Raw genomic sequence first — 24,674 nt, forward strand, 5'->3', positions numbered from 1 at the left:
CATTCTATGGACCCACAGCTCCGGATGGCCCGGCCTGGTGATCTGGCCGGAAACTTCTCGTTGAAAGACCAGAATAACGAGACCTTCAGCCTCCTCGAACACGCAGAGACCCGGCTCCTCCTCTCCTTCCACCCGCTTGCATGGACCGACTTCTGTGCAAAGCAGATGCTCTCCCTCGAAGAGAACCGGGATACCTTCGCATCGCTTGAGACGTACTGCGTCGGGATCAGCGTCGATTCGGTCCCCTGCAAGAAGGCATGGGCCGCAAGCCTCGGTATCCGGCATACCCGGATCCTCTGCGACTTCTGGCCGCATGGCCAGGTGGCCAGGCAGTTTGGGATCTTCCGGGAGGCAAACGGCTTTTCGGAACGGGCGAATATCATCGTGGATGCAGATCAGAACGTCATCTTCTCAAAGGTCTATCCCGTCCACAGTGTCCCGGATATCCATGAGATCATCAGTTTTCTGGAGAAGGGGTAAGGATCCGGGCTCCCGCCGATAACAGAAACGCTTTCATCTCCGGCACCTGATACCTTCTGTATGTTCAATAAGCTGCGTGCACTCCTTGGCAGGAAGGAGGAGAAGCCGGAGAGCCTGGTTCTCCCTTCCGCCGACCTCCCCGGCTGGCTTGACCGGAAGGAAGAAGAATACCAGGCAGAGCTTGCCACCAGGATGGAGGCGCCGCAGACTGAGATTGCTCTTGCATTACAATCGATCCGGGATCTCATCGCTACCATCGATCATGATCCTGAGAACGACGAGCTCCATCCGAAGGTGAAATCGGTGATAAAGACCGCCCGGCCGCAGGCGATCCGATCCCTGACGCTGATCCTTGAGAAGGAGCCGGCCGGTCCCCCGAGGGAGTACTATGCAACCGCAGCCGAGATCCTCAAAGGCTGTATCACCGTTGCAAAAGGGCCGGGGAAGTACCTTGCCGCCGCCTACAATGAGGAGATGGCACAGTACCGCCGGATCATCAAGGAGATAGGCCGTGCCGTCAACGACATGACAAAGGCGATCGGCGAGGATGATGCCAGGCAGGCACGGCTCCGGGAGATCCGTGATATGCATGGGAAGGTTCTGGAGATGGTCCGGGTGCATGAGACGGCGCTTAGGACGATCAAATCCGCCAATGAGGAGATTGATCACCTCGATTATAAAAAAGAGGAGCTTCAGGCGGCGATTGAGGCGGTCGATACCGGGGATGTCGCGGAGCGGATCGAGGCAGCGGTGGCAGAACGGGAGGCTGCGATCCGGCATCTCGCTCAGATACGGGCTCCGGCAGGCTCTGTCCTCGGGAGAGCAGAGAAGCTCCTCAGACGGCATAAGGCACCGGTCGGGGATATCCAGGAGCTCCAGAAGATCTGCAAAGAGGATCATCCCCGGAGGGAGGCACTGGATCTCATCCCGCCGGTCCTCTCCTCGATCCGATCCCTCATCCAGTCCGGCGAGCTGCAGCTGAAGAACCGGGAGGAGCAGCAGCTCTTCTCAGGCGATCACTTCGCAGAATCGATGAAGAAGGTCTATGAGGAGTACCTGGCGGCTGAAGAGAAACTCGCTACAGTACGGCAGGAGGCGGCCCGCCATCCGGGGGTACAGGAGGAGATCCGGTTAAGCGGGGAGCTGACCGTTGCTATCGAGAAGCAGGAAGCCCTGAAGAAGGATACTGCAAAGGCTGAGGAGGAGCGTCGAAGGATCGAGGAGGAGTACCCGCGTTCCTGTGAGATCCTCATCGACCGTCTCCAGAAGATTGACCCGGCGGTCAATCCCGAGCTCCCTCATCTCTGATGGGCCTCAACGGCTGCCATCATCTCCCCGCCCCTCTTCGTCCCGAGGAGGACCTTCTGGCCTGACCGGAGCGTGCACCGGAGTACGTCTGCTCCGCTGACGAGATAGGCGATCCCCTGCCCCCGGCAGAACCGTATCCCCCATCCCCCGCAGTCACGGATCGGCCGGACCGTCGTCAGGTCAGCCTTCTCCAGATCGCTCCAGGTGATGGTCCGCTCCTTCCGGACCACCGGGGGCATCCGGTAACGGATCCCGGCGGATGAGACATGGGTCTCAAGCCTGAGTGTCAGAAAGAGGAGGGGAACGATAATCCCGATCGTTCCGAGGATGAAGAGCTGAAGTGGTTTGAGCTCCTGAACTTCGGTGATGAAGGTGTACCAGGTGACCGTCGCCGTCCCCCCGACGATCGCAATGATGACCGGGTGGCGGAAGTACTGGGTCTCGTGAAAATCTTCTGCCATGAATGATAAACTGTATTTATGTATGCTTACGTTAACCTATCCATTGTATCTGGTGTCTGAAGGTCCGATATGGATATGACCTGAAATATCTTTTAATATTTTTATATAAAAACTATAATTTTCATTGGATCAGAACTGTCAAATACTGTATCTTCCAAAGACATCGTTATGTCAGAGTCATCTCGCCATCCATTCTGGTATGGGCTCATGGGCGGTATTATCGGTATTTTATCTGCTGCCCTGTTCTTCGCCATGGAGATCTACCCTTTGCTTCTCATTGCAGATCTTGGTGCAGCTGAAGCTCCCCTTATGGGAGAATTTCTCCCCATCATCATCGCTCTTCTCTTCTCACTGACAGGGATCGCCGGTGGCATTCTCTCCCACAACAGAATAGGAGGAGGATTAATGGCGATATCGGGTATCGTGCTTCTCCTTGTATTTGGACTGAACATCGCCATCATCGGGGGTTTGCTCCTGCTCTATGGAGGGTATCTCAGATTATCCGGTCAGGATTGTAGGATAATGACACTCCTCTCTTCACGAAATCAGGCAGGAAAAAGCCCTTTTATACTCGTAGCCGCAGGAATCGGAGCAATTGTTCTGATCGGTATCACAATGATGGCTGTTCTTCAGATCTGTCCGCCACCCGGACCATGGCCGAGCCCGCCATGGTGCGAGGATCCTGATTTTATGTATATACAGGCAGGAGAGGCTGACCTGTTCTTTGAAAGACCGGTATTCCTGCTTTCTGTTACACCCTATGATATCGATCGTGAGGTCCTTGATGATCTCCGGCCCCATGCAATCTCCTGGAGTCCGGTTGTTCTTGAATCGTTCTACCGTCTGGGCCATATGAACAAGATGGCGATCCTCAGAGAGAAAAATATCCATTTCATCGGTGCCGGGCGGGATGAAAATCTGCCGACCAGTCCACACCCGGTAAAACGGGAGGATCTCGCCAGTATCGATATTTATGGAAATCCGATTCTTTGGGTTGATCCTCACAATCCAGGCTATCTTGAAGGTCATTACTATCGGAATATCCTTCATCCCCTCTGGCAGGAGGAGATCAGATCTGATCTGAAGGACTATGTCGATGCGGGTGTGCAGGGGACACTTGTTGATCATCCTCAGAGCGGCTATGTGGTTATAAACATGGGCAGAGGATCGTTTGATGAATACTCCATGGCAGGGTTCAATGCATACATGAAAGGCAGGTATACGGAAGAAGAACTTCAATCCCGCTATGGCATCTCTGATATTGATTCATTCCATCTTGGCGAGTATCTGCTCGAACAGAATATGGAGCATCTTCTGGATGAGTCAGCATATAATCCCCATCCGTTGATCTATGAGTTTGGAAGATTTCAGAAGCTGGCTGGAATGGAATTTTGGGAGATGACTGTTCTGGAGATGAAAGACTACTCCAGAACAAACTATAACAGGGAGTTCTTCTTCAGTATGAATGTCGGCCCGGCATTTCCCGGTCGCTTCCTCCCGATGGATTCTCTGGATTATATCAGTGGTGAATTCTTCTACTTCAACACAGTATTTCATAGCCCACAGAAGCTTGGAATCGAGCAGAAGATGACAGAAGGATATTCGAAGCACTTCTCCCCCTATGTCGAGGTCAGCTTTGACCGGGGGAGACTACCCCGAAATACTGAAAATCTGTTCAAATACATCTTTGCAGATGCCTACTCATCAAATACCAACATACTGATTCGTGGGCCTGACGGGATCCTTACGATGGATGGAGAGCAATATGTTGATTTCCGTGAGTATGTGAGGTATGATGCCAAAGCCGCCGGAGAATACATCCGGTACCTCCATGACCATCCTGAACTCTTCCATGCCGGGGAGCCTGCAAAGGTTGCGGTTATCCATTCACTCCCTTCACGAAAAGGCCAGTATCTGCCGCTTGCATTAAGCGGAACATCTGACATTGACCTTACCGGAACACTCGATCTTCTCTTTGACCTCTATGTCCCTTATGGCATGATCGTCTCTGGCTGTGACATTGTCCCGCGTGATATAACACGATCTGACCTTGACGGGTATACGGTTGTCATCCTGCCATCTCTTACGATCATAGATGAAAATGAGATAGACATCCTGCTTGATTATGTCAGAGACGGAGGTGTTGTGATCCAGACAGGGAAGTTTGGCCTCTATAACAAGGAATTTGAGACCAACACTCACAATCGGCTTGCTGAACTGCGGAGACCTGGTGCAAAGCAGATAGGGGCCGGAACCTGGCACACGATAACCGAGCCGCTTGGGTACGAGTACTATCTCTATCATGGAGAGATTATCCTGCCCTCAGAGAAGACCGGTGTAAATCCATACCTGACACAGTACAGCACCATTCTCCATACCTACTATGATCCCGAGATCAGAACTGATGCACCAGGCACCGTTGGTATCCGGAGGTATGTGACAGATGAGAGCGTGTTGCTCCATCTCGTCAACTATCATTTCAATCACATGACCGATACATTCACCACCACTCCGGAATTTGAGATCTCTCTTGAAATGCCATATGATCGAACTCCGGAGAGGGTCATTCTCCATAATCTTGAGACGGGTAGTACCGGGGATATTCCGTTTACCTATGATGACAACCGGGTGATCGTTTCAATTGAGAGACTGGAGGTCTATACAATCGTGGAGATACGGTCATAGCTGAGAATAGTCGGAATATGATCCTGGCTGATGCTATTATGCAAATCCAGCAAGGATTCATCTCTTTTTTGTTTCCAGGTGCGCAAGGCCGGTATTAATTGAAGTACACTCCATTCAGACCCTGAAGAGAACACCAAGACATGGCAACTGTATTTATGTCTGCATACGTTAACATTGTCCTACCTTCCGGTGTCCTCCGATGATCCTCCAGTACTCCCCGTTCATCCTTATTTACCTTGGATCATGTCTCATCGGCCTCTATCTCCTCCATTACACCCGCCGCCTCCCTGATACCCCCGGCCTGCTGCCACTGCAGGGGATCTGCACCGGTGCCTCGATCTGGGCGCTGGCGTATGCACTGGAGCTTGTGATTATAACTCCCGGGGGAAATATCGTCACAACGGCAGGTGAGTATCTTGGCATCTTCATCCTCGTCCCGTCGCTCCTCTTCTTCGTCCTCTCCTATACCGGCCGGGCACGATACATTACCCGGAGAAACGTCCTCGTCATCGCCCTCCCCCTGATCCTCTTCTATCTCGCGATGATCACAAACCCGCTCCACTCCCTGTACTATACGTCGATCACCCCGTATTCTCTTGGGGATCTCGTCCTCTTTGTCTATGAGTACGGCCCGATCTTCTGGATCGCCTTTCTGTATCTGATGGCACTCGTCGGCTTCTCCCTCTCCCTCCTTCTGGCGGCATGGATCGATTATCCCTCCTTTTACCGACCGCAGATTGGGCTTCTGATCCTTGCCATCATCCTCCCGATCCTGACAAGTGGCGTCTATGTCGCCAAGCTCGGACCTGCTCCGGGCCTCCAGATAACCCCGGTCATCTTCCTCCTCGTCGCGGGTATCCTGGTCTTCGCCTCCGCGAAGTACAAGCTCTTTACCATCCTCCCAAGGACCCAGTGCAGTATTCCCGACATCCTCCCGGATGGTATCCTGATCGCAGATGAGACCGGGGCGATCATCTACCAGAACAGGGCATCGGTGGCATATCTTGCATCAGGAGATGCCATCGGGAAGGGTATCTCAGACGCTATCCCCCCCTTTCCACCCGGGGAAGAGACACAGGAACATGCGATGCCGGATGGCCGTATCCTTGAGATGAGGAGGTACCTCCTCGCCGGAACCGGTGCCGATGATCAGTGCATCATCATTCATGATATCACGAACCGGAGAATGGCTGAGGTCAACCTCCGTGAGGCGAACCGGAAGCTCTCCCTCCTCTCAAGCGTCACCCGCCATGATATCGTCAACCAGATCGCGGTTGCACAGAGTGCCATTGAGCTTGTACGGTTCGAGACCGATGATCCGACCATACTGAGATATCTTGCTGCAACGGAGACGGCGGTTCTGCGGATCCACTCAGAGATCGAGTTTACGCGGATCTACCAGGATCTCGGCAGCCAGGAGCCGCAATGGCAGCCCCTCTTATCTGTCATATCGCCCCCCTGCTGCCTCCCCCTTACCCTCTCCTGTGGGGAGTATACCGTCCATGCCGATCCGATGCTCCCGAAGGTCTTTGAGAACCTCTTTGATAACGCCATCCGGCACGGCAACGAGGTGACCGGGATCACCATCTCCTGTGAGGAGGTCGCCGGTGAGCTTCAGATCATGGTTGCAGATGATGGCATCGGGATCCCGGAGGATCTGAAGGAGCGTATCTTTGACCACGGGTTTGGAGGGAATACCGGGCTTGGCCTCTTCCTGATCCGGGAGATCCTTGCGATCACCGGGATCTCGATCATCGAGGACGGTGTCTCTGGTGAGGGGGCGAGGTTCCTGATCACGGTCCCCGAAGGGAGGTACCGGGTCCAACCGGTAAGCAGATGACTCCTGAAGAGAAACCGGAAGGCATGAACCGGAATACCACCCAAAATACCGTCCTTGGCATCTCCGGAAGCCCCAGAAAAGGCGGGAACTCCGATATCCTCCTCCATTACATCCTCAAGGGTGCAGAGGCCGCGATGATGGAGACAAAACCGGTATACCTCCGGGATATCGATTTCTCATCATGCACCGGCTGCGAACGGTGCCGGAAGGACAAGATCTGCACAGGCCTTCAGGACGGGCTCACCCCGTTGTATCCCTCCATCCAGCAGTCCGATGCCCTCGTCCTCGTCTCCCCGACCCATAACTACAATATCACCGCGTTGATGAAGGCCTTCATCGACCGGCTCTACTGCTTCTATGACTTCGGTGATGCCCGGCCCCGCCCATGGTCGAGCCGGCTTGCAGGCCAGGGGCGCCGGGCGGTCATCGCCGCCATCGCCGAGCAGGAGCATAAGGAGGATATGGGATTTGCCCTTGAGGCCCTCCGTCTCCCGCTTGAAGCCCTCGGCTATGAGATTGTCGATGAGGTTACGGTCTTCTCCATCTTTGATGCAGGCGGCGTGAAGAATCACCCGGATCTTCTGGATCGGGCGATGGAGGCGGGCAGGCGACTCGGACGCCCCTGATCGCGAGGATCAGATCGCGGTGCCGTGATCATCAGCCTGCCCCTTCCGGATCCATCCTTTCTCTGGAATCCTAATCCCAAACCGGGCTCCCCGCCCCTCCTCTCCGTCTTCGGTGAGGGTGATCCCTGTCACCGCCGTGATATCACGGGCAAAGGCAAGGCCAAACCCGGTGTTCTTCCCATACCCGTACTGGAATATCAACTCCTTCTCCCCATCCGGGATGCCGGTGCCATCATCCTCAAATACCAGAAGGAGGCTCCCGTCCTCCAGTTCACTGGTCGATATGGTGATGGTTGTGATGGTCCCGCCATGGCGAACCGCATTTTCGAGCAGCGTATGGATCACTTTGATGAAGAGGCGATCCGCATAGATTGTCACCGGATCAGCATGATCTACTACCCTGACCCCCTCCATCCGGATATCCCGGGCAACCTGTTCGATCAGGGGCTGAAGCGCCAGCCATACCGGGTCATATGCCCCGATATCCTGGTATTCGCGGGAGAATCTGAGATGGCCGGTGATGGTCCCGACCTTCCGGACAGCCTGGTCGAGATAATGATCCCGTCTCTTTGGATCCTCTTCATCTTTCAGCAGTTCAAGGTAGCCGCCAAGGGCGGTCACCTCGTTTGCGATATCATGCCGGGTGAGCCGTGTCAGCCAGCTGATCCTCTCGCTGGCGATCCGAAGGGCTTTCTCAGCCGCCTTTCTTGCTGAGATATCCCGGATAATGAGGATGCAGCCTGCCGGTTTGCCATCAGGGGCCCGTACCCCGGATGCTGCGATGCTGATAGCCTTTCCCCCGATATTTTCCGGATATGCCTCAAGATCTGTGATCGTCTCCCCCTCCTCCCCATGCATGCGTATTGTTGCAGAGATATCCTCGGGGAGGATCGTCCGGATGCTTGTTCCCGGAAGACTGCCGGCAAATGCTCCGAAGAGTCCGTCTGCTGCTGCATTGGCCGAGATGATCCTGCCGCCGGGATCGACCAGCAGCAGCCCGTCCGGCATCGTTGCGATGATCTCCGGCCCTGCAGTCTCCGGTTTCAGGGTGAAGAGGCCGTATCGCAGAATCGCGACGGTGATGCAGCATGAGAAGATGGCAAGTCCGATAAAGATGAAGTTCGGTGTTGTGATACCGAGTACCGGGAGGAGTAATCCGGAGATCATCCCAAAGCCGATGGCAGCGAGCAGTCCGATGCAGACGAGGCGGTTCTGCTGCCGGATTCGTTCGTTTGGTGCATTGAACCAGGCTGAGGCGATCAGATACACCGCGAGGATCATCACGATGATAACATAAAGTGCAGAGGCGATGTAGAAAGGCCCGGAGAGTACCGGCTGGTATATCCACCGTCCTTCATCGAAGACAACGGTATAGATGGTATCCGTAAAGCTCCCCAGCAGGGCAAAAAAAGAGGCGGGAAGATAGAGGAGAGCAAGGATTAGGGGTATCCTTCTCCTCTCAGATAATGGGTGTTCGGTGTATATCAGGATAAAGTGGGCGGCAAGGACCGCAAGGACCGGCCAGAATGAGCTGATCCTCAGCCAGAAATAGACTCCTTCATAACTGGTCGCCTGCCAGAGAAAGAACTCTCCGAGTGCCCAGTAGGTTGCAGTCGCCATTGCAGCGAGAAAAAGGATGGCGGCCTTTTCACCCGGGATCGTTGCATAGACATAGATCCCTAGCCCGAAGGTGATGAAAGCGGATACAAGGCAGGAGGCTATCAGGAGTGTTTCGAGGATCGTGCAGACCTCCCATAGATATCTATTGTGTTCCACTTAATGTTTGATACACTTTTGTATTATGGAGGATTTCCGGTTCATCAGATAGCAAAGCCCGGACCTTGGCAGTTGAGGCAAATCTTTATAATATACCAGGATAGTGAGATTCCTGTGGAGTATCCCACTCCGGAGAGGTGATGCTAGTGTCTGGTGAAGAGAAGAGAGTCAAAGCAGAGCTGATCGGGGAGCGTATGGAGACATGCGACCTTGACCGGGCGAAGATGTCGCTGATGAACCCGAAGGTGATCCAGGAGAAGGTTCTGGAGAGGACGATTGATGAGACCGCCATGAAGGCGATCGAACACTGCCTCAAAGAGGGGATCGAGACCGTCTGGGACAGGGACGAGATGCAGGATCCCCGGTGTAAATGGTGCTCCTCCGGCCTCTCCTGCAGCCGGTGCACAATGGGGCCCTGCCGGATCATCCCTGAACGGAACCGTGACCGGGGTGTCTGTGGCGCAGATGCCGACCTGATCGTCGCACGGAACCTGCTGGACACCCTCGCAACCGGGGCGGCCTCCCATTCGGATCACGGCCGGGAGATCGTCGAGACCCTCCTCCTTGTCGGCAAAGGGGAGACGAATGACTACATGATCACCGATCGGGAGAAGCTCTTTGCCCTTGCGGAGGAGTATGGCATCCCCACCAACCGTGAGGCGATCGAGATTGCCCATGATCTCGCACTTGCCTACCTTGATGAGTTTGGGAGCGTGAAAGGGGAGATCGAACTGACCCGGCGGGCACCGACTGCCACCCATGCCATCTGGGAGGAGACCGGGATCCTGCCCCGGAGCATCGACCGTGAGATCGTCGAGGCGATGCACCGGATCCAGATGGGTGTCGGGGCTCATTATGGCAACATCCTCCTCCATGGCCTCAGAACCGCGCTTGCCGACGGCTGGGGCGGGTCGATGATGGCGACCGAGGTCTCCGATGTTCTCTTCGGCACCCCGGTCCCCTGCGAGTCGCAGATCAACCTTGCCGTTGTGAAGGAGGATATGGTGAACATCTCCCTCCATGGCCACAACCCGATGCTCTCGGAGATGGTCGTCGCTGCCGCAGAGGATGAGGCGATGCAGCAGCGTGCCCGCGATGCCGGGGCGGCCGGGATCAACCTCGTCGGCCTCTGCTGCACCGGAAACGAGCTCCTGATGCGCAAAGGCATCCCGATGGCAGGCAACCACTTCAACCAGGAGCTGGTCATCGCAACAGGCGCCCTCGAGGCGATGGTTGTTGATTACCAGTGTATCTTCCCATCACTTCCGAGGACGGCAAGCTGCTTCCATACAAAGATCATCTCGACCAGCCCGAAGGCGAAGATTCCGGGTTCATACTACATGGAGTTTGAACCCTCGACCGCACGGGAGACCGCCGAAGAGATCGTCAGGACAGCAATCGGGAACTTCAGACTCCGGGACCCCGAGAAGGTCTTCATCCCTGGAAAACCGGTCGCCGTCCAGGCCGGGTTCTCGGTTGAGGCGATCACCGCCGCCCTCGGGGGAACCCTCCAGCCGCTCGTCGATGCGATCGCAGCCGGGACGATCCGGGGTGCTGTCGGGATCGTCGGCTGCAATAACCCGAGGATCAAGCATGATTACGGCCATGTCACCCTCTCAAAGGAGTTGATCAAGAATGATATCCTCTGTGTCGAGACCGGGTGTGCCGCCGTCGCCTCCGGGAAAGCCGGCCTTCTCACCCCGGATGCCGCGTTCCTTGCAGGAGACGGGCTGAAATCGATCTGCAAGGCGGTCGGTATCCCGCCGGTCCTGCATATGGGCTCCTGTGTGGACTGTTCACGGATCCTTGTCCTCCTTGCGGCACTCGGCAATACCCTCGGTGTCGGCATCCACCAGCTCCCGGTCGCCGGGGCAGCTCCGGAGTGGTACTCACAGAAGGCGGTTGCCATCGGTGCGTACTTTGTTGCATCCGGTGTCTATACCGTCCTTGGCCCGATGCCGAATATCAGCGGCAGCCCGGCGGTTGTTGATCTCCTGACAAACGGCCTCGATGATATCGTCAAGGCGAAGTTTGCTGTCGAGCCTGACCCGGTGAAGGCGGCTGACCTGATCATCGCCCATATCGAGGGGAAGAGGAAGGCGCTTGGTATCTGAACGGAGGATCAGGAGGAGAGGGCCGCTGCCGGGGCTTCGGATCCTCGTCAGCGGAAAGGGGGGTGTCGGCAAGACGACCCTCACCGCCCTCCTTGCCACCTCTTTCACCGGGGCAGGCTTCTCGGTCCTCGCCATCGATGCCGATCCGCAGGAGGATCTCGCCTATGCCCTCGGATGCAGTCAGTCCATGATCACCCCGGTCACAAAAAACCGCCAGTATCTCAGCGAGAAGATCGGGGGTGGCGGGGTGATCTCCCTCACCCCTGATCTCTCGGATCTCGCCTCGCGGTGCGGGATCATGACGCCGTCCGGCATCCGGCTTCTTGTGATGGGAACGGTCGAATCCGCAGGGACCGGATGCCTCTGCCCGGAGAATACCCTGATCCGTGGGATCGTCAGGCAGGTGAAAGTACGAGAGGACGAGGCGGTCCTGATGGATACACCGGCCGGCTTTGAACATCTCGGCCGTGGCCTCGGGCGGGGCTTCTCCCATCTCATCGCCGTCACCGAGCCGACGGAACGGGCGATCCGGACCGCATCCCGGACGGCAGCACTGGCAGCGGAGCTTGGGATTTCGGATCGCCGGCTTGCCATCAACAAGGTCCGTTCAGATGAGGAGTACGAAACAGCGATGGCGATCCTCGGCCCGGATCATGGCTTCTCTGCCATCTACCGGATACCGTATACTGAAAATGGACCCGGATCAGGGGCTGTCCTGACGATACTGTCGGATCTCTGCGGAAAAAAGGAGAGTGCTTAGATCATCGATGCCTTGATGATCTTGACTTCTGTCTGGGGCCGGTCGTTCCTGCCGGTCTTCGTCTTGCCGATGGCGTTGACGACATCGATCCCATTGACGACCTTTCCAAAGACCGGGTGCTTGCCGTCGAGGTAGGTGTTATCGACGAGATTGATGAAGAACTGGCTTCCGCCGGTGTTTGGTCCTGCGTTTGCCATAGCAATTGTTCCCCTGACATTCTTCCTCCCCGGTGCAAACTCATCCCGAATGGTATATCCCGGACCACCGGTTCCGGTTCCCTTCGGATCCCCGCCCTGGATCATGAATCCGGCGATGACCCTGTGGAAGATGATCCCATCGTAGAAGCCCTTCTTCACAAGGCTGGCAAAGTTGCCTGCCGTCACCGGCATATCATCAAAGAGTTCGATTGTAATATCGCCCATCGTCGTCTCGAGGAGGACGGAGCCCTGTTTCTCTGCTTCTGCCATGGTATGTACTTGGGGAAACGAAGACAATAATGGTTCTCCTGATCACCCATACCCTTTTTATTCCGGATGCTGAATGGAAGGTATGATCCGACTGTTGGTTCTCCTTGGTATCCTTGCCTGCATCCCCCTCTGCACCGGGGTTGCCGATGAGCCGGCTCCCGTTGCCCCCCTCTCCGATGCGATCAGCCTTCCTCCGCCGGATATGGAAGGCACCCTCTCGCTCGAGGAGGCGATAGAAGCCCGCCGTTCGATCCGCTCCTACAGCAGTGAACCGCTCAGTACCGCCGACCTCTCCTCCCTCCTCTGGGCGGCCCAGGGGATCACCGACGCAAACCGGGGCTACCGGGCGGCCCCGTCTGCGGGTGCCCTCTACCCGCTTGAGGTGACGGTCGCCATCGGGGATGTCGAGGGGATCGCCCCCGGTACGTACCGGTACCACCCCGATGGCCACCGGATCACCCTGCTAGAGGCTGGCGATCCCCGGAGTGCCCTCTCCGCCGCCGCCGTCGGGCAGCAGTCGGTCGCCGACGCCCCCGTCACCCTCGTCATCTCCGGTGTGTATGACCGGCTCCGGGTCCGGTATGGCGACCGGGCAGAGCGGTACACCATCCTTGAGGCGGGCCATGTCTCCCAGAACTGTTACCTCATCGCAACGAGCCGGGGGCTTGGAACGGTCGCGGTCGGTGCCTTCGATGATCGTGCCGTCCAGGAGGCGATGGGCCTCCCTGCCGATGAGGCCCCGCTCTACCTGATGCCGGTGGGTCGGATCGGATGATCCGGCTCCTCCTCTTTCTTCTTCTCACAACCCTTGTCGCACCCGTTGCCGCCATCGATCCCGATGCATGGATCGAAGCCGATCTCGAGGATCCCGGGATAGCCGGGGCGGTCCTTGCGGTTGTCCATGAGGGACGGATCATTCATCTGAAGGGATACGGAACCGCGGAGATTCATGGCAGCTATCCCCTTGATCCCAGGGTGACCCTCCTCCCGGTCGGTTCGGTGACGAAGCTCTTCACCTGGAAGGCGATGGAGCAGCTCGCAGCGGAGGGGAAGCTTGATCTCGACGGTGATGTCAACCTCTATCTTCCCGAGCCGATCATCCCTCCGACCTATCCCGATCCCATCACTCCCACGCACCTGATGACCCATACCTCCGGCCTTGATGAGCGGATCACCGGCCTCTTCGTCCGGGATCCCGGAGATATTCTCTCACCATATGAGACCTTTTTGAAGAACCAGCCTCCACGGGTCCGGCCGGCCGGGGCTGTCACAGGATACTCAAACAGCGGGGCACTCCTCGCGGGAGCTGTTATAGAAGAGGTATCCGGGATGCCGTACAGCCAGTACATCCGGGAGACGATCCTCACCCCGTACGGGATGTCCTCGACCGGGTTTGATCCCCTTCCCCCGTTCCTCGCCGCCCGGTATCCGGGTCCCGCCCTCACCGGCGGCGTACCCATCTATTCCGCCTACCTTCCGGCCGGGGGGATGTACGCAACGGCTGAGGATATGGCGATCTTCATGATCCATGAGCTTGAATCCGATACCGAATCCAGGCAGATCTTCACCCATGATCCCCGCCTCCCCGGCATCGCTGAAGGGGGCTATATGGAGCAGTACCGGGGAGATACCCGTATCCTGATGCATTCAGGGGATGTTCCCGGCGCCTCGTCCCTCCTTGCCATCATCCCCGAAGAGGATCTCGGGATCTTCATCTGCTATACCGGGGTGGGAGGATCATCAAGGCGGTATGCCCTTCTCAGCCTCTTCACCGGGGATGCTCCACCGGGAGCGGCGATCACCGATCCGGTGCCGGGATCGAAGGAGGAGTATACCGGGACCTATCTCTCCACCCGGAGCCCGGAGACCGGGTTTGAGGCATTCATCCGGGTCGTTGCCCCCGCCCAGAAGGTGATCACCGTCACCTCGCGGGACGACACCCTCATCATCGGGGATGGCATCTATATCGAGGCGGAACCGGGGTACTTCCTCGGGATCAACAACCCCGGCATGCTCGTCTTTGAGACGAGATATGGTGACGACTGGCTCTTCATGGGGGAGACGCCGGTCGTTGCCTGGAGGAAGGCGGCATGGCATGAGATCCCGGATCTTCATCTGGCGATCCTCATCCTCTTCTCCGGCCTCTTCCTCTCGGCCGCCCTCATCGGGGGTCTGCGGAGTCTCAAAGGGGAGGAGTACCGGATGATCATCATCCTCTCCGGCCTCGCCGTCCTCTTCCCCCTCCTCTTCTTCGGATCGATGGAGGTCTCAGGGCTCCTCTTCGGCACCCCGCCGTTCTTTGGAGTCATCCTCTGGATGCCGATGGCAATCGCGGTGCTTCTGCTCTACTCCGGACGTTCTCTCCTTAAAAACAAGGAAGGACGGTTTCTGGCCGGCCTTCTGATCCTCTATCTTGGATGGCTCCAGTACTGGAACCTGCTCATCTCTTTCGGATGAGTTTCATCCCTTTTTCGGTGAGGAAGAACCGGTCCCCCGACTCCTTCGAACACCCGGAGCAGCAGCCGCAGCCACCCTTCTCCGTCTCTTCCGGGGGACACTCCGGCCGGGCAAGATAGCCCATATGCTCCATCATAGCGAGCCGCTCCCTGAGCTGGTCCTGGGTGATCCCAAGGTCCAGTGCAAGGAGGGGGAGTGCAACCCCTCCTCCCGCTATCTTCTCTGCGATATCTGCAAACATCCTAACCCCGCAGCAGGCCGGCAGAGAACTCTTTGCCCCATGCGATGAACCCGGCAAGGGCGATGACGGCAAGGTACAGGACCGGCACCAGCTCCTCCCTCAGCATCCCGAGGGTGATCATCTCATCCTCAAAGAGTGCCATCGTGGCAAACTCTGCCCCAATCGAGAGGAGCCGGATCATCCCGAAGACAAGAGCGAGGGCGATCCCGACATGCAGGAAGGCGACCCCTTCATTGATCCCTCTTGAGAGCTCCAGGTACCCATAGAAGAGGGTTCCCCCGATGACGATGAGGATGAACCCGCCTGCGGGATCCCCGGTGATCCCGAGGATCTCAATGATCCCGATCTCCGGGATGGCGACTGCAATGAGGGTGGCTGCTCCCGCAAGGAGATAGAGGGCTCCAAGGAGAGCCGCAAAGATCCGTTTCTGGTATATCGACATCGTTTATGCACCTCCGAGGAAGAATCCGGCCAGATGGAACGTGACAAACGCCAGCACCCATGCAACCACCAGTCCATAGATGACCGAGAAGGTTGCCCAGCGCCATGATCCCGTCTCTTTTCTGATGATCGCAAGGGTTGCGACACAGGGCATATACAGCAGGACAAAGACCATCACCGCAAGGGCGCCGGCGGTCGAGAGGGCGGGGTCTGCAAGGAGTGCATCAGAGAGGGCGGCTGATCCCTCCTCTGCTCCATAGAGGACACCAAGCGAACTGACGACGATCTCCTTGGCAACGAACCCGAAGATGAGTGCAACGGCGATCTTCCAGTCGAGGCCGAGCGGGGCGACGAGCGGTTCAACCGTCTTTCCGATCATCCCCGCAAAACTCTCTTCGCTCCCGTATTCGACCCCGGCGGGGAACGAGGCGAGGAACCAGACGATGAGGGAACCGATGAGGATGATCCCTCCGGCCTTCTTCAGGTAGGTCGATCCCTTCTCCCACATATTGAGGAGTGCGTTCTTCAGGGTCGGGATCCGGTACGGGGGCATCTCCATGATGAAGGGGGAGGACTCCCCCGGAAGGACGGTGCTCCTGAAGAGCTTTGCCGAGAGGATGGCGACGAGGATGCCGAGGACATAGAGTCCGAAGATGACATTTCCTGCATCGCGGCCGAAGAAGACACCGGCAAAGAGGATATAGACCGGGAGGCGTGCTCCACAGGAGATGAAGGGATTGACCAGGATGGTGATGAGCCGGTCCCGTTCATCCTCGATGGTCCGGGTGGACATGATGGCAGGAACATTGCAACCAAAGCCCATCAGCATCGGGATGAAGGATTTGCCGGGCAGCCCTATCGCATACATCAGCCGATCCATGATGAAGGCGCCGCGGGCAAGGTATCCGCTCCCCTCGAGGATCGAGAGGATCAGGAAGAGGATGAAGATATTCGGGACGAAGACGAGGACGCCGCCGACACCCCCGATGACCCCGTCCCCGAGGAGGGAGGCGAGCCATTCGGTCCCGACCGATGCGGCAACCCCTTCGCCGAGCCAGCCGAAGATATGCTCGATCCCCTCCATGAACGGTTCAGCAACCGCGAAGGTGAGCTGGAATGCACCCCACATCAGGGCGAGGAAGATCGGGATGCCGAGATACTTGTTGGTGACGACCCGGTCGATCATATCCGATCCGGTCATCTTCCGGACACAGATAGTACAGGCCTGCGGAAGGATGGCGCCGATCGCCTCGTACCGCTTGTCTGCAAGGGTCGCCTCGTACTCATCAAAATCGATATCGGCAAGCCGTGCAAAGACGGCATCCCCGACACTGCTCCCGGAGACGACCCTCCTGATATCCGCGTCCCCTTCGATGAGACGGACGGCGAGCCAGCGGAGCGGGTACCGGGGAGCGAGATCGGGATCATCATCGAGGATCCCGACGAGGTCGGAGATGAGTGCCTCGGCATTGTCCCCGTATCCGATGGTATGGGTATGCTTCTCCCCTTTCGCCGCAATTGCGACGACTGCGTCCAGGAGATCCTCAAGACCCTTGCCAGATGTCCCGACGGTCCGGATGACCGGCATCGCAAGGAGTTCTGCGAGGCGTCTCTCATCGATGGTGTCGCCCCGTCCTTCTGCGACATCCACCATATTCAGGGCGATGATGACCGGCCTGCCAAGTTCGGCAAGCTGCATCGTCAGGTAGAGGTTCCGTTCCAGGTTTGAGGCATCCACCACCTGGACGACGACATCCGGCCGGTCCTCGATGATGAAGTTCCGGGCGACGACCTCATCGGCCGAGTATGCCGTCAGGCTGTAGGTTCCGGGGAGATCGGTCACCTCGATGGTCCTGCCGGCATGCTCACAGGTCCCCTCTTTCTTCTCGACGGTGACGCCGGGCCAGTTGCCGACATGCTGGCGTGAGCCGGTTAAGGTATTGAAGAGGGTCGTCTTTCCGACATTCGGGTTCCCTGTGAGGGCAACGGTGATCGCCTTCTTCATACCGCCACCATCTCCGGTGCAACCAGGATCTTCATCGCCATGCCACGGGAGAGTGCATACCGGCATCCGGCGACGGAGACGATGATCGAGCCGCGATCTGCCGTGACAACCGTCACATTCGCCTCAGGGACGAGTCCGAGGTCATAGAGGCGCCGGCGAAGCCCTTCTCCGGCATTCACCATCGTGACGATGGCCTTCGTCCCCGGGGCGATGAGGGAGAGCGGGCATGACGCCATCTCACTCCACCTCCATCACAACGTCAATACAGGAGGCATCTTTCTTCCTGATGGAGAGGCTGTATCCCTTTATCCGGAACTCAACGGGATCGCCGAGCGGCGCTACCCGTATCGACTCGATGATCGCACCCGGGATGATCCCCATCTCAAGGAGCCGTTTTCGAAGCTGCCCTTTCGCCCGGACGCTTGCGATCCTGGCCTTCTCCCCGGTGATGACGGTATCAAGGGGTACAGGTGATGGATCCGGTGGACTCATTACTACTCTTTTGGTTGTTTGGGGAAGATAAGCCGGAGCCGAACATTCTTCGGTTTCCATAGAAAAACCGAGATCAGGGGGTGCGGTTATGCTGTAAAGACCGCCTCACTCCTCTTCTCCTGGATAAAGAAGAGCGTGACTGCCGCAGAGAGGAGGAGGGGTATCCAGAATGTGATGCACCGTGTCATGATGGCGACTGCGGCCGCATCGGGGAGCGCCATCCCGCCCGAGACGAGGACCAGGGCCATCGTCCCCTCAAAGGTGACGAGCCCACCGGGGAGGAGGGGGATCATGCTGACGAGGTACGCGGTGAAGGTGGCGATGATGATGACGATGGGGCTGACCTGGAAGCCGAGCAGGTATGCAACAAGATACACCTTCACCGGATAGAAGGCCCAGACGATGAAGGCGAGGAGATAGAGGGTCGCACTCTTCGTTGGATCCCTGACGATCTCTGCCGCCATCCCTGATGACCTGCTGAGAAATGATCGTGCGGCTTCTGTTCTGGTCCGCAGCCTCCCGATGATCGACTGATCCCTCCCCGTCTCCCGTACCTGCTCTCTCTCTCTGGTCCTGAAAAGGAGGAGATAGACGAGGCAGCAGCAGATCAGAAGTCCTGCAAAGGCTGAGTACACGACTGCCGGGAGATCCAGGATGAAGAGGGCGGCGACGATGGTGATGAGGCTGATGAGAAGGAACGGGACGAGGTAGAAGATCTTGCTCGCGATTGCCACACCCGTCACCTCCTGGTAGGAGAGGGCACTCTTCTTCTTCATCAGGTAGATCTTCATCGCCTCCCCGCCGAGTTTCACCGAGGGGGTGATACTCTCGATGAAGGTTCCTGCCATTGTGATCAGGAATACCGATGACTGGGTGATGGCTGCACTCTTCTCCCTCAGAAGGAGGTACCAGATGGTCGATGTGAGGTAGAGTGTTCCAAGCTGGAGGAGGGTCAGGGCGATCAGCCAGGGGAGGGTGATCCCGCTCATGATAGCCACCATCTCCCCAACCCCGATGGCAACGATGATCCCGGCTATCACGATGACGCCGAGGAGGAGGAGAAGGATCCGCCTCGCCGCCTCACCTCGCCGGGCCATCAGAGGATCACCGCCCCGATCTGGGCGATGAGCCCGCCGATCAGGAATGCCGCCCCGGTGGTCAGGATGAGTGCCGCAAGGGTGAATCTCATCCCGAAGTACCGGTACAGGATCGCAAGCATCGCCACACAGGGGACATAGAAGAGGGCGACGACGGACCCGACGACGAGCTGGAGGGTCGTGAGATCCATCTCAAGGAGCGGGAGGACCGTCAGCTCCTTCCGAAAGACCCCAAGCAGCAGCGGGACGGCCGCCTCTTCGGGGAGATGGAGCCATCCCCGGACGAGCGGGCTCATGACTGTTCCAAGCCGGGCCATCAGCCCCGTCTCATAGAGGATCGCCGCAACCGCAACCCCCCCGATGACCGGAAGGACCCCGTCAACAAGATAGTGTTTTATCCTCATCCAGAGTTTCTTTGCCAGAACCGATGCCTTCGGGAGGAGGAGATCGGGGATCTCCATCACCATCGGGGTCGGCCTTCCGGGGAGGAGCCGGTTGAGGACCGCCCCGGTGATGATGAGGGCAGCGACAGAGAGAAATGCGACAAAGATGAGTGCCGGGACTGATCGTACCGCAAGGAGCGAGATGAACGCCCCGGTCTGGGCCACACAGGGGACGCTCAGCGATACCATCAGGGCGATCATCATCTGGTTCTTCCGGGACGGGAGTGCCCGTGTCGATATGATCGCCGGTATGCCGCAGCCATAGCCAAGGAGGATCGGGATGATCGACGGGCCGGTGAGCCCGATCTTGCCGAGGAGGCCGTCAAGCATCACGCCGAGCCTCGGCATATAGCCGCTGTCCTCGAGGATGCTCAGCGCAAGGTAGAATGAGAGAATATACGGGAGGATCAGCGTAAACGGCCACTCGATACCTTTATTCAAAAACCCGTACTCCCCGATGAGGATATTCTGGAGGAGGCCCGGGGCGACGATCCCTGCAACCTGGGTATCGATCCAGGGGATGATGTATCCAAGAACTATCGGCTGAAGGATGAACCGCCGCAGCCCCATTCCCATCCCGACGATGATTGCCAGGACGCCGAGCAGGACGACGAATGCTACGGCAACGCCCGGCCATGGACGCATGATCGCATCCCCGATGATCTCACGCCGGGTTGGGGGCCGTTTCTCCGGTGCGCCGGTTACGGCTTCACGGATCCGCTCGGCCGCCTCCCATTCGGCAGGCACCTCTCTCTTCGGCTCTGCATCGAGCTTTCCCGAGAGGACCTCAATGATGGTGGATCTGAGTCTCTCAAGCCCTTCTCCGGAGAGGGCGGTCGTCGTCAGGACCGGGAGGCCGAGCTCGCGGGAGAGAGCGTCGGTATCGATCGCCCCCCCCTTCTCACAGAGGAGGTCCATACGGTTGATGACGAGGATCATCGGGAGGCGGTGCTCAAGGACCTGCAGGGCAAGGTAGATGCTCGACTCGAGGTTGCAGGCATCGAGGATCTGGACGACGAGGTCCGGGTCCCCCTCGAGCATTGCGCCTGCGACCTCCTCGGCATCATTTGATCCGGTGAGGGTGTAGGTGCCGGGGGTATCGATGATCCGTGCCTGGATGGTGCCGAGAACTGCCTTCCCTTCGGTATAATCGACGGTCGTGCCGGGATAGTTGGCCATCTCGACGGCCATCCCGCTCAGATTGTTGAAGATGACGCTCTTTCCGACATTCGGTGGGCCGACGAGGAGGATCAGGCTCTGCCTGCCACGGCCTTCCGGCTGATCCACCCGTCGGTCACCTCCGCCTCGGTAACAAAAATCCGGCGTGCAAACTCACGTGCCAGTGCCACCCTCCGCCCTTCAACGGAGAGGACGATCGGCCCCCCCATCGGGTGGCGACAATGGATGATCACCTCTTTTCCCGGTCTCAGTCCAAGGGGCGGGATGAGGGAGTAGTCAGGGATATGCCGGATCCTTGCCGGCCGGTCTGTTCCAAGATTCTCAAGGGAGATATGACTGGACCCCTCAGGGATCTCTTCAGGAAACGGTGCTCTTCTCATACAAACTGCCTCTTTTACCCGGTCTGTCGGTATTCTCCTGTGATGGTACTCTTCACCGAATGTCTCGGGGAGGATCTGCTCATAAAGCTCCGAAGATCTCTTCTCCCGCGGGTTGCGGTAGATGATCGCACCTCCCTCCCGCATCCCGGCAAGGAGGTTCTTCAGGACCTCCTCCTTTGGTGCGACATTGAGGGAGACCCAGATCGCATCGTAGCGGGAGGGATCGACCGACGCACCATCATCCTCGATGAAGGTGATATCCGCACCCGGTTTATGATACTCGGTGAACCTCCGGGCTGCCGCGATGGAGGCGGGGTCATTATCGACTCCGGTCACGGCATATCCTTTCTCTGCCAGGGCGAGTGCGGTGAAGGGGAGTGAGCCGCACCCGATATGAAGGATGGAGCTGCCGGGTTTCAGCCCTGCCAGCTCCACCTCGCAATCGACAACATCCGTGTAGAGGTACGTGCTGTAGAGATGGCCGAGTGCAGGCCACCTGCTCCCGATATCCTCGATCTTCTTTGTTACCTTTCCGATATTCGGAAGCCGGAGCCTGGTATTCTCCGAACCGAATGGTTCATTCCGGTACATCGATCTCATAGCTGGCCTCCCGTATAGAGGATCGAGCGGTCAAAGGTCTTCATTTTCTGTTCAACCCATGCAGAGATCCCCTCCTTTCCGGGGAGGGCGTCATATCTGCTGGTAAACTGCGGGCTCGGAGCCCGGAAGATGAACCGTGCCTCCGGAGCCCCCCTCTTCTGGAGGATCTCCAGGATCTCCTCCTTCGGGTGTGCCTGGAGTGCAACGATGGCCGCATCGAATCCTTCGGGGAGATCCAGGGCGGCATCCATGCAGATCACCCGGATCTGATCCGAGAGGCCCAGCCTCCGGATACAGGCTTTCGCGGCAGCGACGACATCGGGCTGGTAGTCGATTGCGATCACTTCGGCATGGCTCTGCCGTGCCAGGTGGATTGCGGTAAAGGGGACCGGTCCGCACCCGACGCTCAGAACCTGATCATCGGAAGAGATACCGGCGAGGGCAATCTCCCGTGCAACGACCTCACGGTATGGAAGGGCATAGATCTCTGAAAGAATACTGTTTTTGGATGCGATCATCTCGACCAGACTGGTAACCCTTGCGACCATTGAGTACCGCTTCATCCCTGTTGATTCTCTTGTTCGGAATAGATAACCCCGAGCCGAAGATGTTTCGGTTCCATTCCGATGATACGAATGATCTTCGGTTTCCAGAGAAAAACCGAAAGAAAAGAGGATGGTGATCAGGGGTTCTGATGGCGGAGTACCGGGAGTGCCGCACCGATGACCGGGTCCGGGAGGCGGCTGCCGTCGATCCCGACCGCCTCGTACAGAACCGCCTCGACGACGAGGTAGACGCGGCAGTCGGTCCTGAGGCAGCCGGTGATCGCATCCCGCCCCCTGCCGGCGGTTGCATGGAGGTGGAGGGAAGGGCCATCCTCTCCCGGATAGATGGTCGCGGTCCCGAGGCATTCCCAGCCCCCCTCGATCTCCTCATGGTGGGGGACCGGCGGAATGACCGGCTCCTCCGGGCCGGTGACGAGGCCTGCCCGTTTCAGTGCCCCAAAGAAGGTGATGGTCCCATGGCTGATCCCGTGGTCCCGTGCAAACCCGGTGAGGGTTGTGATCAGCTCCTCGCCGTCATCGATCCGGATGAAGAAGACCCGTCCGATCCTCCCTTCTGCATACTGCATATGGAATAGATCGGCACTGGTCAAAGAAGAGGGTTTGGATGACATATAGATAGAAGTAAGAAGGGGGGTGCCGATACCGGATCTGAATGGATGATACTGAAATGTTTCAGCCGCTTGGCGCTCCGGAACTCTCCCGGAGGATGAAGGAGATCGAGGCGAAGACGGGATGCTTCTCCCCTTTCCAGAAAGTACTCCTTGGCACGGACGGCTCGGTGACCCACCTCCTCTCCCTGGCGACGGAACGCGATATCGGGGTGGTCACCCGTCTCCAGGAGGTGATCCCCGCCGACCGGAGGGTTGCCGCCATCCTGAAGATCCGGGAGGGAGATCCCGTGAACCACCGGATCGTCGATCTCGGTGAAGGGGAGGATGGCCGGCCGCTCATCTATGCCATCTCGTATACCCCGCTTGAACGGCTTGCCCCGGAGATCGCAACTGATCTGATGAAGGCGGATATTCCCATCGGCAGGATCTTAAAACAGCACCGGATCGAGTCGAGGCGGGAGATCCTCTCGATCGAGTCGTATCCGGCCGATGCTCATCTCGCATCGGTCTTTGGGATCCTGCCGGGTGAGCCGCTCCTCTCCCGGCTGTACCGGATCATCCATAAGGATGCTCCACTGATGGCGATCACCGAGATCTTCCCCTCAAGCACCTTCGCCGATACCCGCCGGGTCATTGTGGATGCACCGGCCCGGCTCCATCTCGGCCTCATCGATCTGCATGGCGGGATCGGGAGGGTGGACGGCGGGATCGGGATCACGCTCGACCGCCCCCATCTCCTCGTCGAGGCACGGGCGGCCGGGACGGTCACCGTCACCGGGGGGGATGAGGAGAGCAGGCATCGGGCAGAAGAGGCTGCACGGGCGGTGATCGGGTTCTTCGGGCTGACCGGCGGGGCGGCGATCATCCTGCATACAATACTCCCCCGCCATACCGGCCTTGGAAGCGGAACCCAGATCGCTCTTGCGGCAGGGAAGGCGGTTGCAGAGCTTTATGGACGGGACGTATCTGCACTCGATCTTGCCGGGATCACCGGGAGGGGCGGGACATCCGGGATCGGGACGGCCGCTTTTGATTCCGGCGGATTCATCATCGACGGCGGCCACCGGTTCGGGGAAGGGGAGGAGAAGTCATCGTTTCGGCCATCCTCGGCATCACGGGGTGTTGCACCCGCCCCGGTCATCTTCAGGCATCCCTTCCCCGAGAAATTCGGGATCCTCCTCATCACCCCGGATACTCCGCCGGGTGCCTCTGATGAGAAGGAGGTCGATATCTTCTCTGCATGCTGCCCTGTCCCGCTTTCGGAGGTGCAGGAGATCTGTCACCGCGTCATGATACAGATGCTCCCTGCGATCATTGAAGAGGATATACATCGGTTCGGGGCGGCCGTGAACCGGCTCCAGGAGATCGGGTTCAAGCGCCATGAGATGGCGCTGCAGCATGAGGTTGTCCGGCGGCTGCCCGCCCTCCTCTGTGAGGCTGGGGCGTACGGGGCGGGCCTCTCCTCCTTCGGCCCGACGGTCTATGCCATCATCGAAAAAGGCGATACCGGGGTTGCCGATGCCGCCCGGCAGGCGCTTGCCGGGATCGGCGGGACGGTGGAGGAGGTTGCGGCGAGGAACACCGGTGCGATCATCAGGAAGGTCTGATCCGCTGCTGTGCTGATGTACGAGCGGACGGGGGTATG

The 24,674-nt window shown here is 58.1% G+C and carries 23 protein-coding genes; 10 read left to right on the top strand and 13 right to left on the bottom strand.

The window, feature by feature from the left end; all coding sequences use genetic code 11:
• Positions 1-6 precede the first annotated feature (6 nt).
• Together J2T58_RS06445 and J2T58_RS06450 are read left to right on the top strand one after the other, a co-directional pair.
• Positions 7-480 carry a redoxin domain-containing protein gene (locus J2T58_RS06445; RefSeq protein WP_253488292.1) on the top strand — a complete coding sequence of 158 codons (474 nt, stop codon included), beginning with the start codon at positions 7-9 and terminating at the stop codon, positions 478-480.
• A gap of 60 nt (positions 481-540) precedes the next feature.
• Positions 541-1,788, top strand: coding sequence for a hypothetical protein (locus tag J2T58_RS06450; protein ID WP_253488293.1), 1,248 nt, complete (start codon positions 541-543; stop codon positions 1,786-1,788).
• On the opposite strand, the gene J2T58_RS06455 is transcribed toward J2T58_RS06450, so the two are convergent.
• Positions 1,779-2,249: a hypothetical protein gene (locus tag J2T58_RS06455; RefSeq protein ID WP_253488294.1), complete on the bottom strand. Its 471-nt coding sequence runs from the start codon at positions 2,247-2,249 to the stop codon at positions 1,779-1,781. The two genes, J2T58_RS06450 and J2T58_RS06455, sit on opposite strands and share 10 nt — an antisense overlap.
• 168 nt (positions 2,250-2,417) lie before the next feature.
• Between J2T58_RS06455 and J2T58_RS06460 the strand changes: the two genes are divergently transcribed.
• The 3 genes from J2T58_RS06460 to J2T58_RS06470 all read left to right on the top strand — a co-directional run bounded on the left by J2T58_RS06460 (position 2,418) and on the right by J2T58_RS06470 (position 7,400).
• The gene (locus tag J2T58_RS06460) at positions 2,418-4,934 is read left to right on the top strand and encodes a beta-galactosidase trimerization domain-containing protein (protein ID WP_253488295.1); all 2,517 of its coding nucleotides are present in this window, start codon (positions 2,418-2,420) and stop codon (positions 4,932-4,934) included.
• A 199-nt stretch (positions 4,935-5,133) separates the two neighbouring features.
• Positions 5,134-6,774: a sensor histidine kinase gene (locus J2T58_RS06465; protein WP_253488296.1), complete on the top strand. Its 1,641-nt coding sequence runs from the start codon at positions 5,134-5,136 to the stop codon at positions 6,772-6,774.
• Positions 6,775-6,797: 23 nt separating this feature from the next.
• Entirely contained in the window at positions 6,798-7,400 is a 603-nt protein-coding gene (locus J2T58_RS06470) for a flavodoxin family protein (protein WP_253488297.1), read from the top strand.
• A 9-nt stretch (positions 7,401-7,409) separates the two neighbouring features.
• Here the strand turns inward: J2T58_RS06470 and J2T58_RS06475 are convergent, their stop codons facing one another.
• Positions 7,410-9,176 (bottom strand): histidine kinase N-terminal 7TM domain-containing protein, encoded by a 1,767-nt coding sequence (locus J2T58_RS06475; protein WP_253488298.1) that lies wholly within the window; start codon positions 9,174-9,176, stop codon positions 7,410-7,412.
• Positions 9,177-9,316: 140 nt separating this feature from the next.
• On the opposite strand from J2T58_RS06475, the gene cooS reads away from it, so the two are divergent.
• Together cooS and J2T58_RS06485 are read left to right on the top strand one after the other, a co-directional pair.
• Complete coding sequence (gene cooS, locus J2T58_RS06480; protein WP_253488299.1) at positions 9,317-11,290, top strand: anaerobic carbon-monoxide dehydrogenase catalytic subunit; 1,974 nt, start codon at positions 9,317-9,319, stop codon at positions 11,288-11,290.
• Entirely contained in the window at positions 11,280-12,050 is a 771-nt protein-coding gene (locus tag J2T58_RS06485; RefSeq protein ID WP_253488300.1) for an ATP-binding protein, read from the top strand. Before cooS ends, J2T58_RS06485 begins: the two co-directional genes overlap by 11 nt.
• Here the strand turns inward: J2T58_RS06485 and J2T58_RS06490 are convergent.
• Positions 12,047-12,517, bottom strand: a complete 471-nt coding sequence (locus J2T58_RS06490; RefSeq protein WP_253488301.1) for a peptidylprolyl isomerase — start codon at positions 12,515-12,517, stop codon at positions 12,047-12,049. The two genes, J2T58_RS06485 and J2T58_RS06490, sit on opposite strands and share 4 nt — an antisense overlap.
• Positions 12,518-12,599: 82 nt before the next feature.
• On the opposite strand from J2T58_RS06490, the gene J2T58_RS06495 reads away from it, so the two are divergent.
• A complete protein-coding gene (locus J2T58_RS06495; RefSeq protein WP_253488302.1) occupies positions 12,600-13,292 on the top strand; it encodes a SagB/ThcOx family dehydrogenase in 693 nt (230 codons plus the stop codon).
• Positions 13,289-14,974 (top strand): serine hydrolase domain-containing protein, encoded by a 1,686-nt coding sequence (locus J2T58_RS06500; RefSeq protein ID WP_253488303.1) that lies wholly within the window; start codon positions 13,289-13,291, stop codon positions 14,972-14,974. Before J2T58_RS06495 ends, J2T58_RS06500 begins: the two co-directional genes overlap by 4 nt.
• Here J2T58_RS06500 and J2T58_RS06505 read toward each other — a convergent pair.
• From J2T58_RS06505 to J2T58_RS06550, 10 genes are all read right to left on the bottom strand, one after another.
• The gene (locus J2T58_RS06505; protein WP_253488304.1) at positions 14,958-15,215 is read right to left on the bottom strand and encodes a hypothetical protein; all 258 of its coding nucleotides are present in this window, start codon (positions 15,213-15,215) and stop codon (positions 14,958-14,960) included. The two genes, J2T58_RS06500 and J2T58_RS06505, sit on opposite strands and share 17 nt — an antisense overlap.
• A gap of 1 nt (position 15,216) precedes the next feature.
• Positions 15,217-15,657 (bottom strand): hypothetical protein, encoded by a 441-nt coding sequence (locus J2T58_RS06510; RefSeq protein WP_253488305.1) that lies wholly within the window; start codon positions 15,655-15,657, stop codon positions 15,217-15,219.
• Positions 15,658-15,660: 3 nt separating this feature from the next.
• Positions 15,661-17,661 (bottom strand): ferrous iron transport protein B, encoded by a 2,001-nt coding sequence (gene feoB, locus J2T58_RS06515; protein WP_253488306.1) that lies wholly within the window; start codon positions 17,659-17,661, stop codon positions 15,661-15,663.
• Positions 17,658-17,897, bottom strand: a complete 240-nt coding sequence (locus J2T58_RS06520) for a FeoA family protein (RefSeq protein WP_253488307.1) — start codon at positions 17,895-17,897, stop codon at positions 17,658-17,660. The genes feoB and J2T58_RS06520 overlap by 4 nt, the downstream gene beginning before the upstream one ends.
• 1 nt (position 17,898) lies before the next feature.
• Positions 17,899-18,153 (bottom strand): FeoA family protein, encoded by a 255-nt coding sequence (locus tag J2T58_RS06525; protein WP_253488308.1) that lies wholly within the window; start codon positions 18,151-18,153, stop codon positions 17,899-17,901.
• Positions 18,154-18,239: 86 nt separating this feature from the next.
• The gene (locus J2T58_RS06530) at positions 18,240-19,250 is read right to left on the bottom strand and encodes a lysylphosphatidylglycerol synthase transmembrane domain-containing protein (protein WP_253488309.1); all 1,011 of its coding nucleotides are present in this window, start codon (positions 19,248-19,250) and stop codon (positions 18,240-18,242) included.
• Positions 19,250-20,980: a FeoB small GTPase domain-containing protein gene (locus J2T58_RS06535; protein ID WP_253488310.1), complete on the bottom strand. Its 1,731-nt coding sequence runs from the start codon at positions 20,978-20,980 to the stop codon at positions 19,250-19,252. Before J2T58_RS06535 ends, J2T58_RS06530 begins: the two co-directional genes overlap by 1 nt.
• On the bottom strand, positions 20,944-21,852 hold the full coding sequence (locus J2T58_RS06540; protein ID WP_253488311.1) for a nicotianamine synthase family protein: 909 nt from the start codon (positions 21,850-21,852) through the stop codon (positions 20,944-20,946). Before J2T58_RS06540 ends, J2T58_RS06535 begins: the two co-directional genes overlap by 37 nt.
• Positions 21,849-22,415, bottom strand: coding sequence for an SAM-dependent methyltransferase (locus tag J2T58_RS06545; RefSeq protein ID WP_253488312.1), 567 nt, complete (start codon positions 22,413-22,415; stop codon positions 21,849-21,851). Before J2T58_RS06545 ends, J2T58_RS06540 begins: the two co-directional genes overlap by 4 nt.
• A 119-nt stretch (positions 22,416-22,534) precedes the next feature.
• A complete protein-coding gene (locus J2T58_RS06550; RefSeq protein WP_253488313.1) occupies positions 22,535-22,984 on the bottom strand; it encodes a PPC domain-containing DNA-binding protein in 450 nt (149 codons plus the stop codon).
• Between the two features lie 86 nt (positions 22,985-23,070).
• Between J2T58_RS06550 and J2T58_RS06555 the strand changes: the two genes are divergently transcribed.
• On the top strand, positions 23,071-24,636 hold the full coding sequence (locus tag J2T58_RS06555; protein WP_253488314.1) for a beta-ribofuranosylaminobenzene 5'-phosphate synthase: 1,566 nt from the start codon (positions 23,071-23,073) through the stop codon (positions 24,634-24,636).
• The last annotated feature ends 38 nt before the right edge of the window (positions 24,637-24,674 follow it).

Origin of the sequence: Methanocalculus alkaliphilus, assembly GCF_024170505.1 — an archaeon.
Classification (GTDB): Archaea; Halobacteriota; Methanomicrobia; order Methanomicrobiales; family Methanocorpusculaceae; genus Methanocalculus; species Methanocalculus alkaliphilus.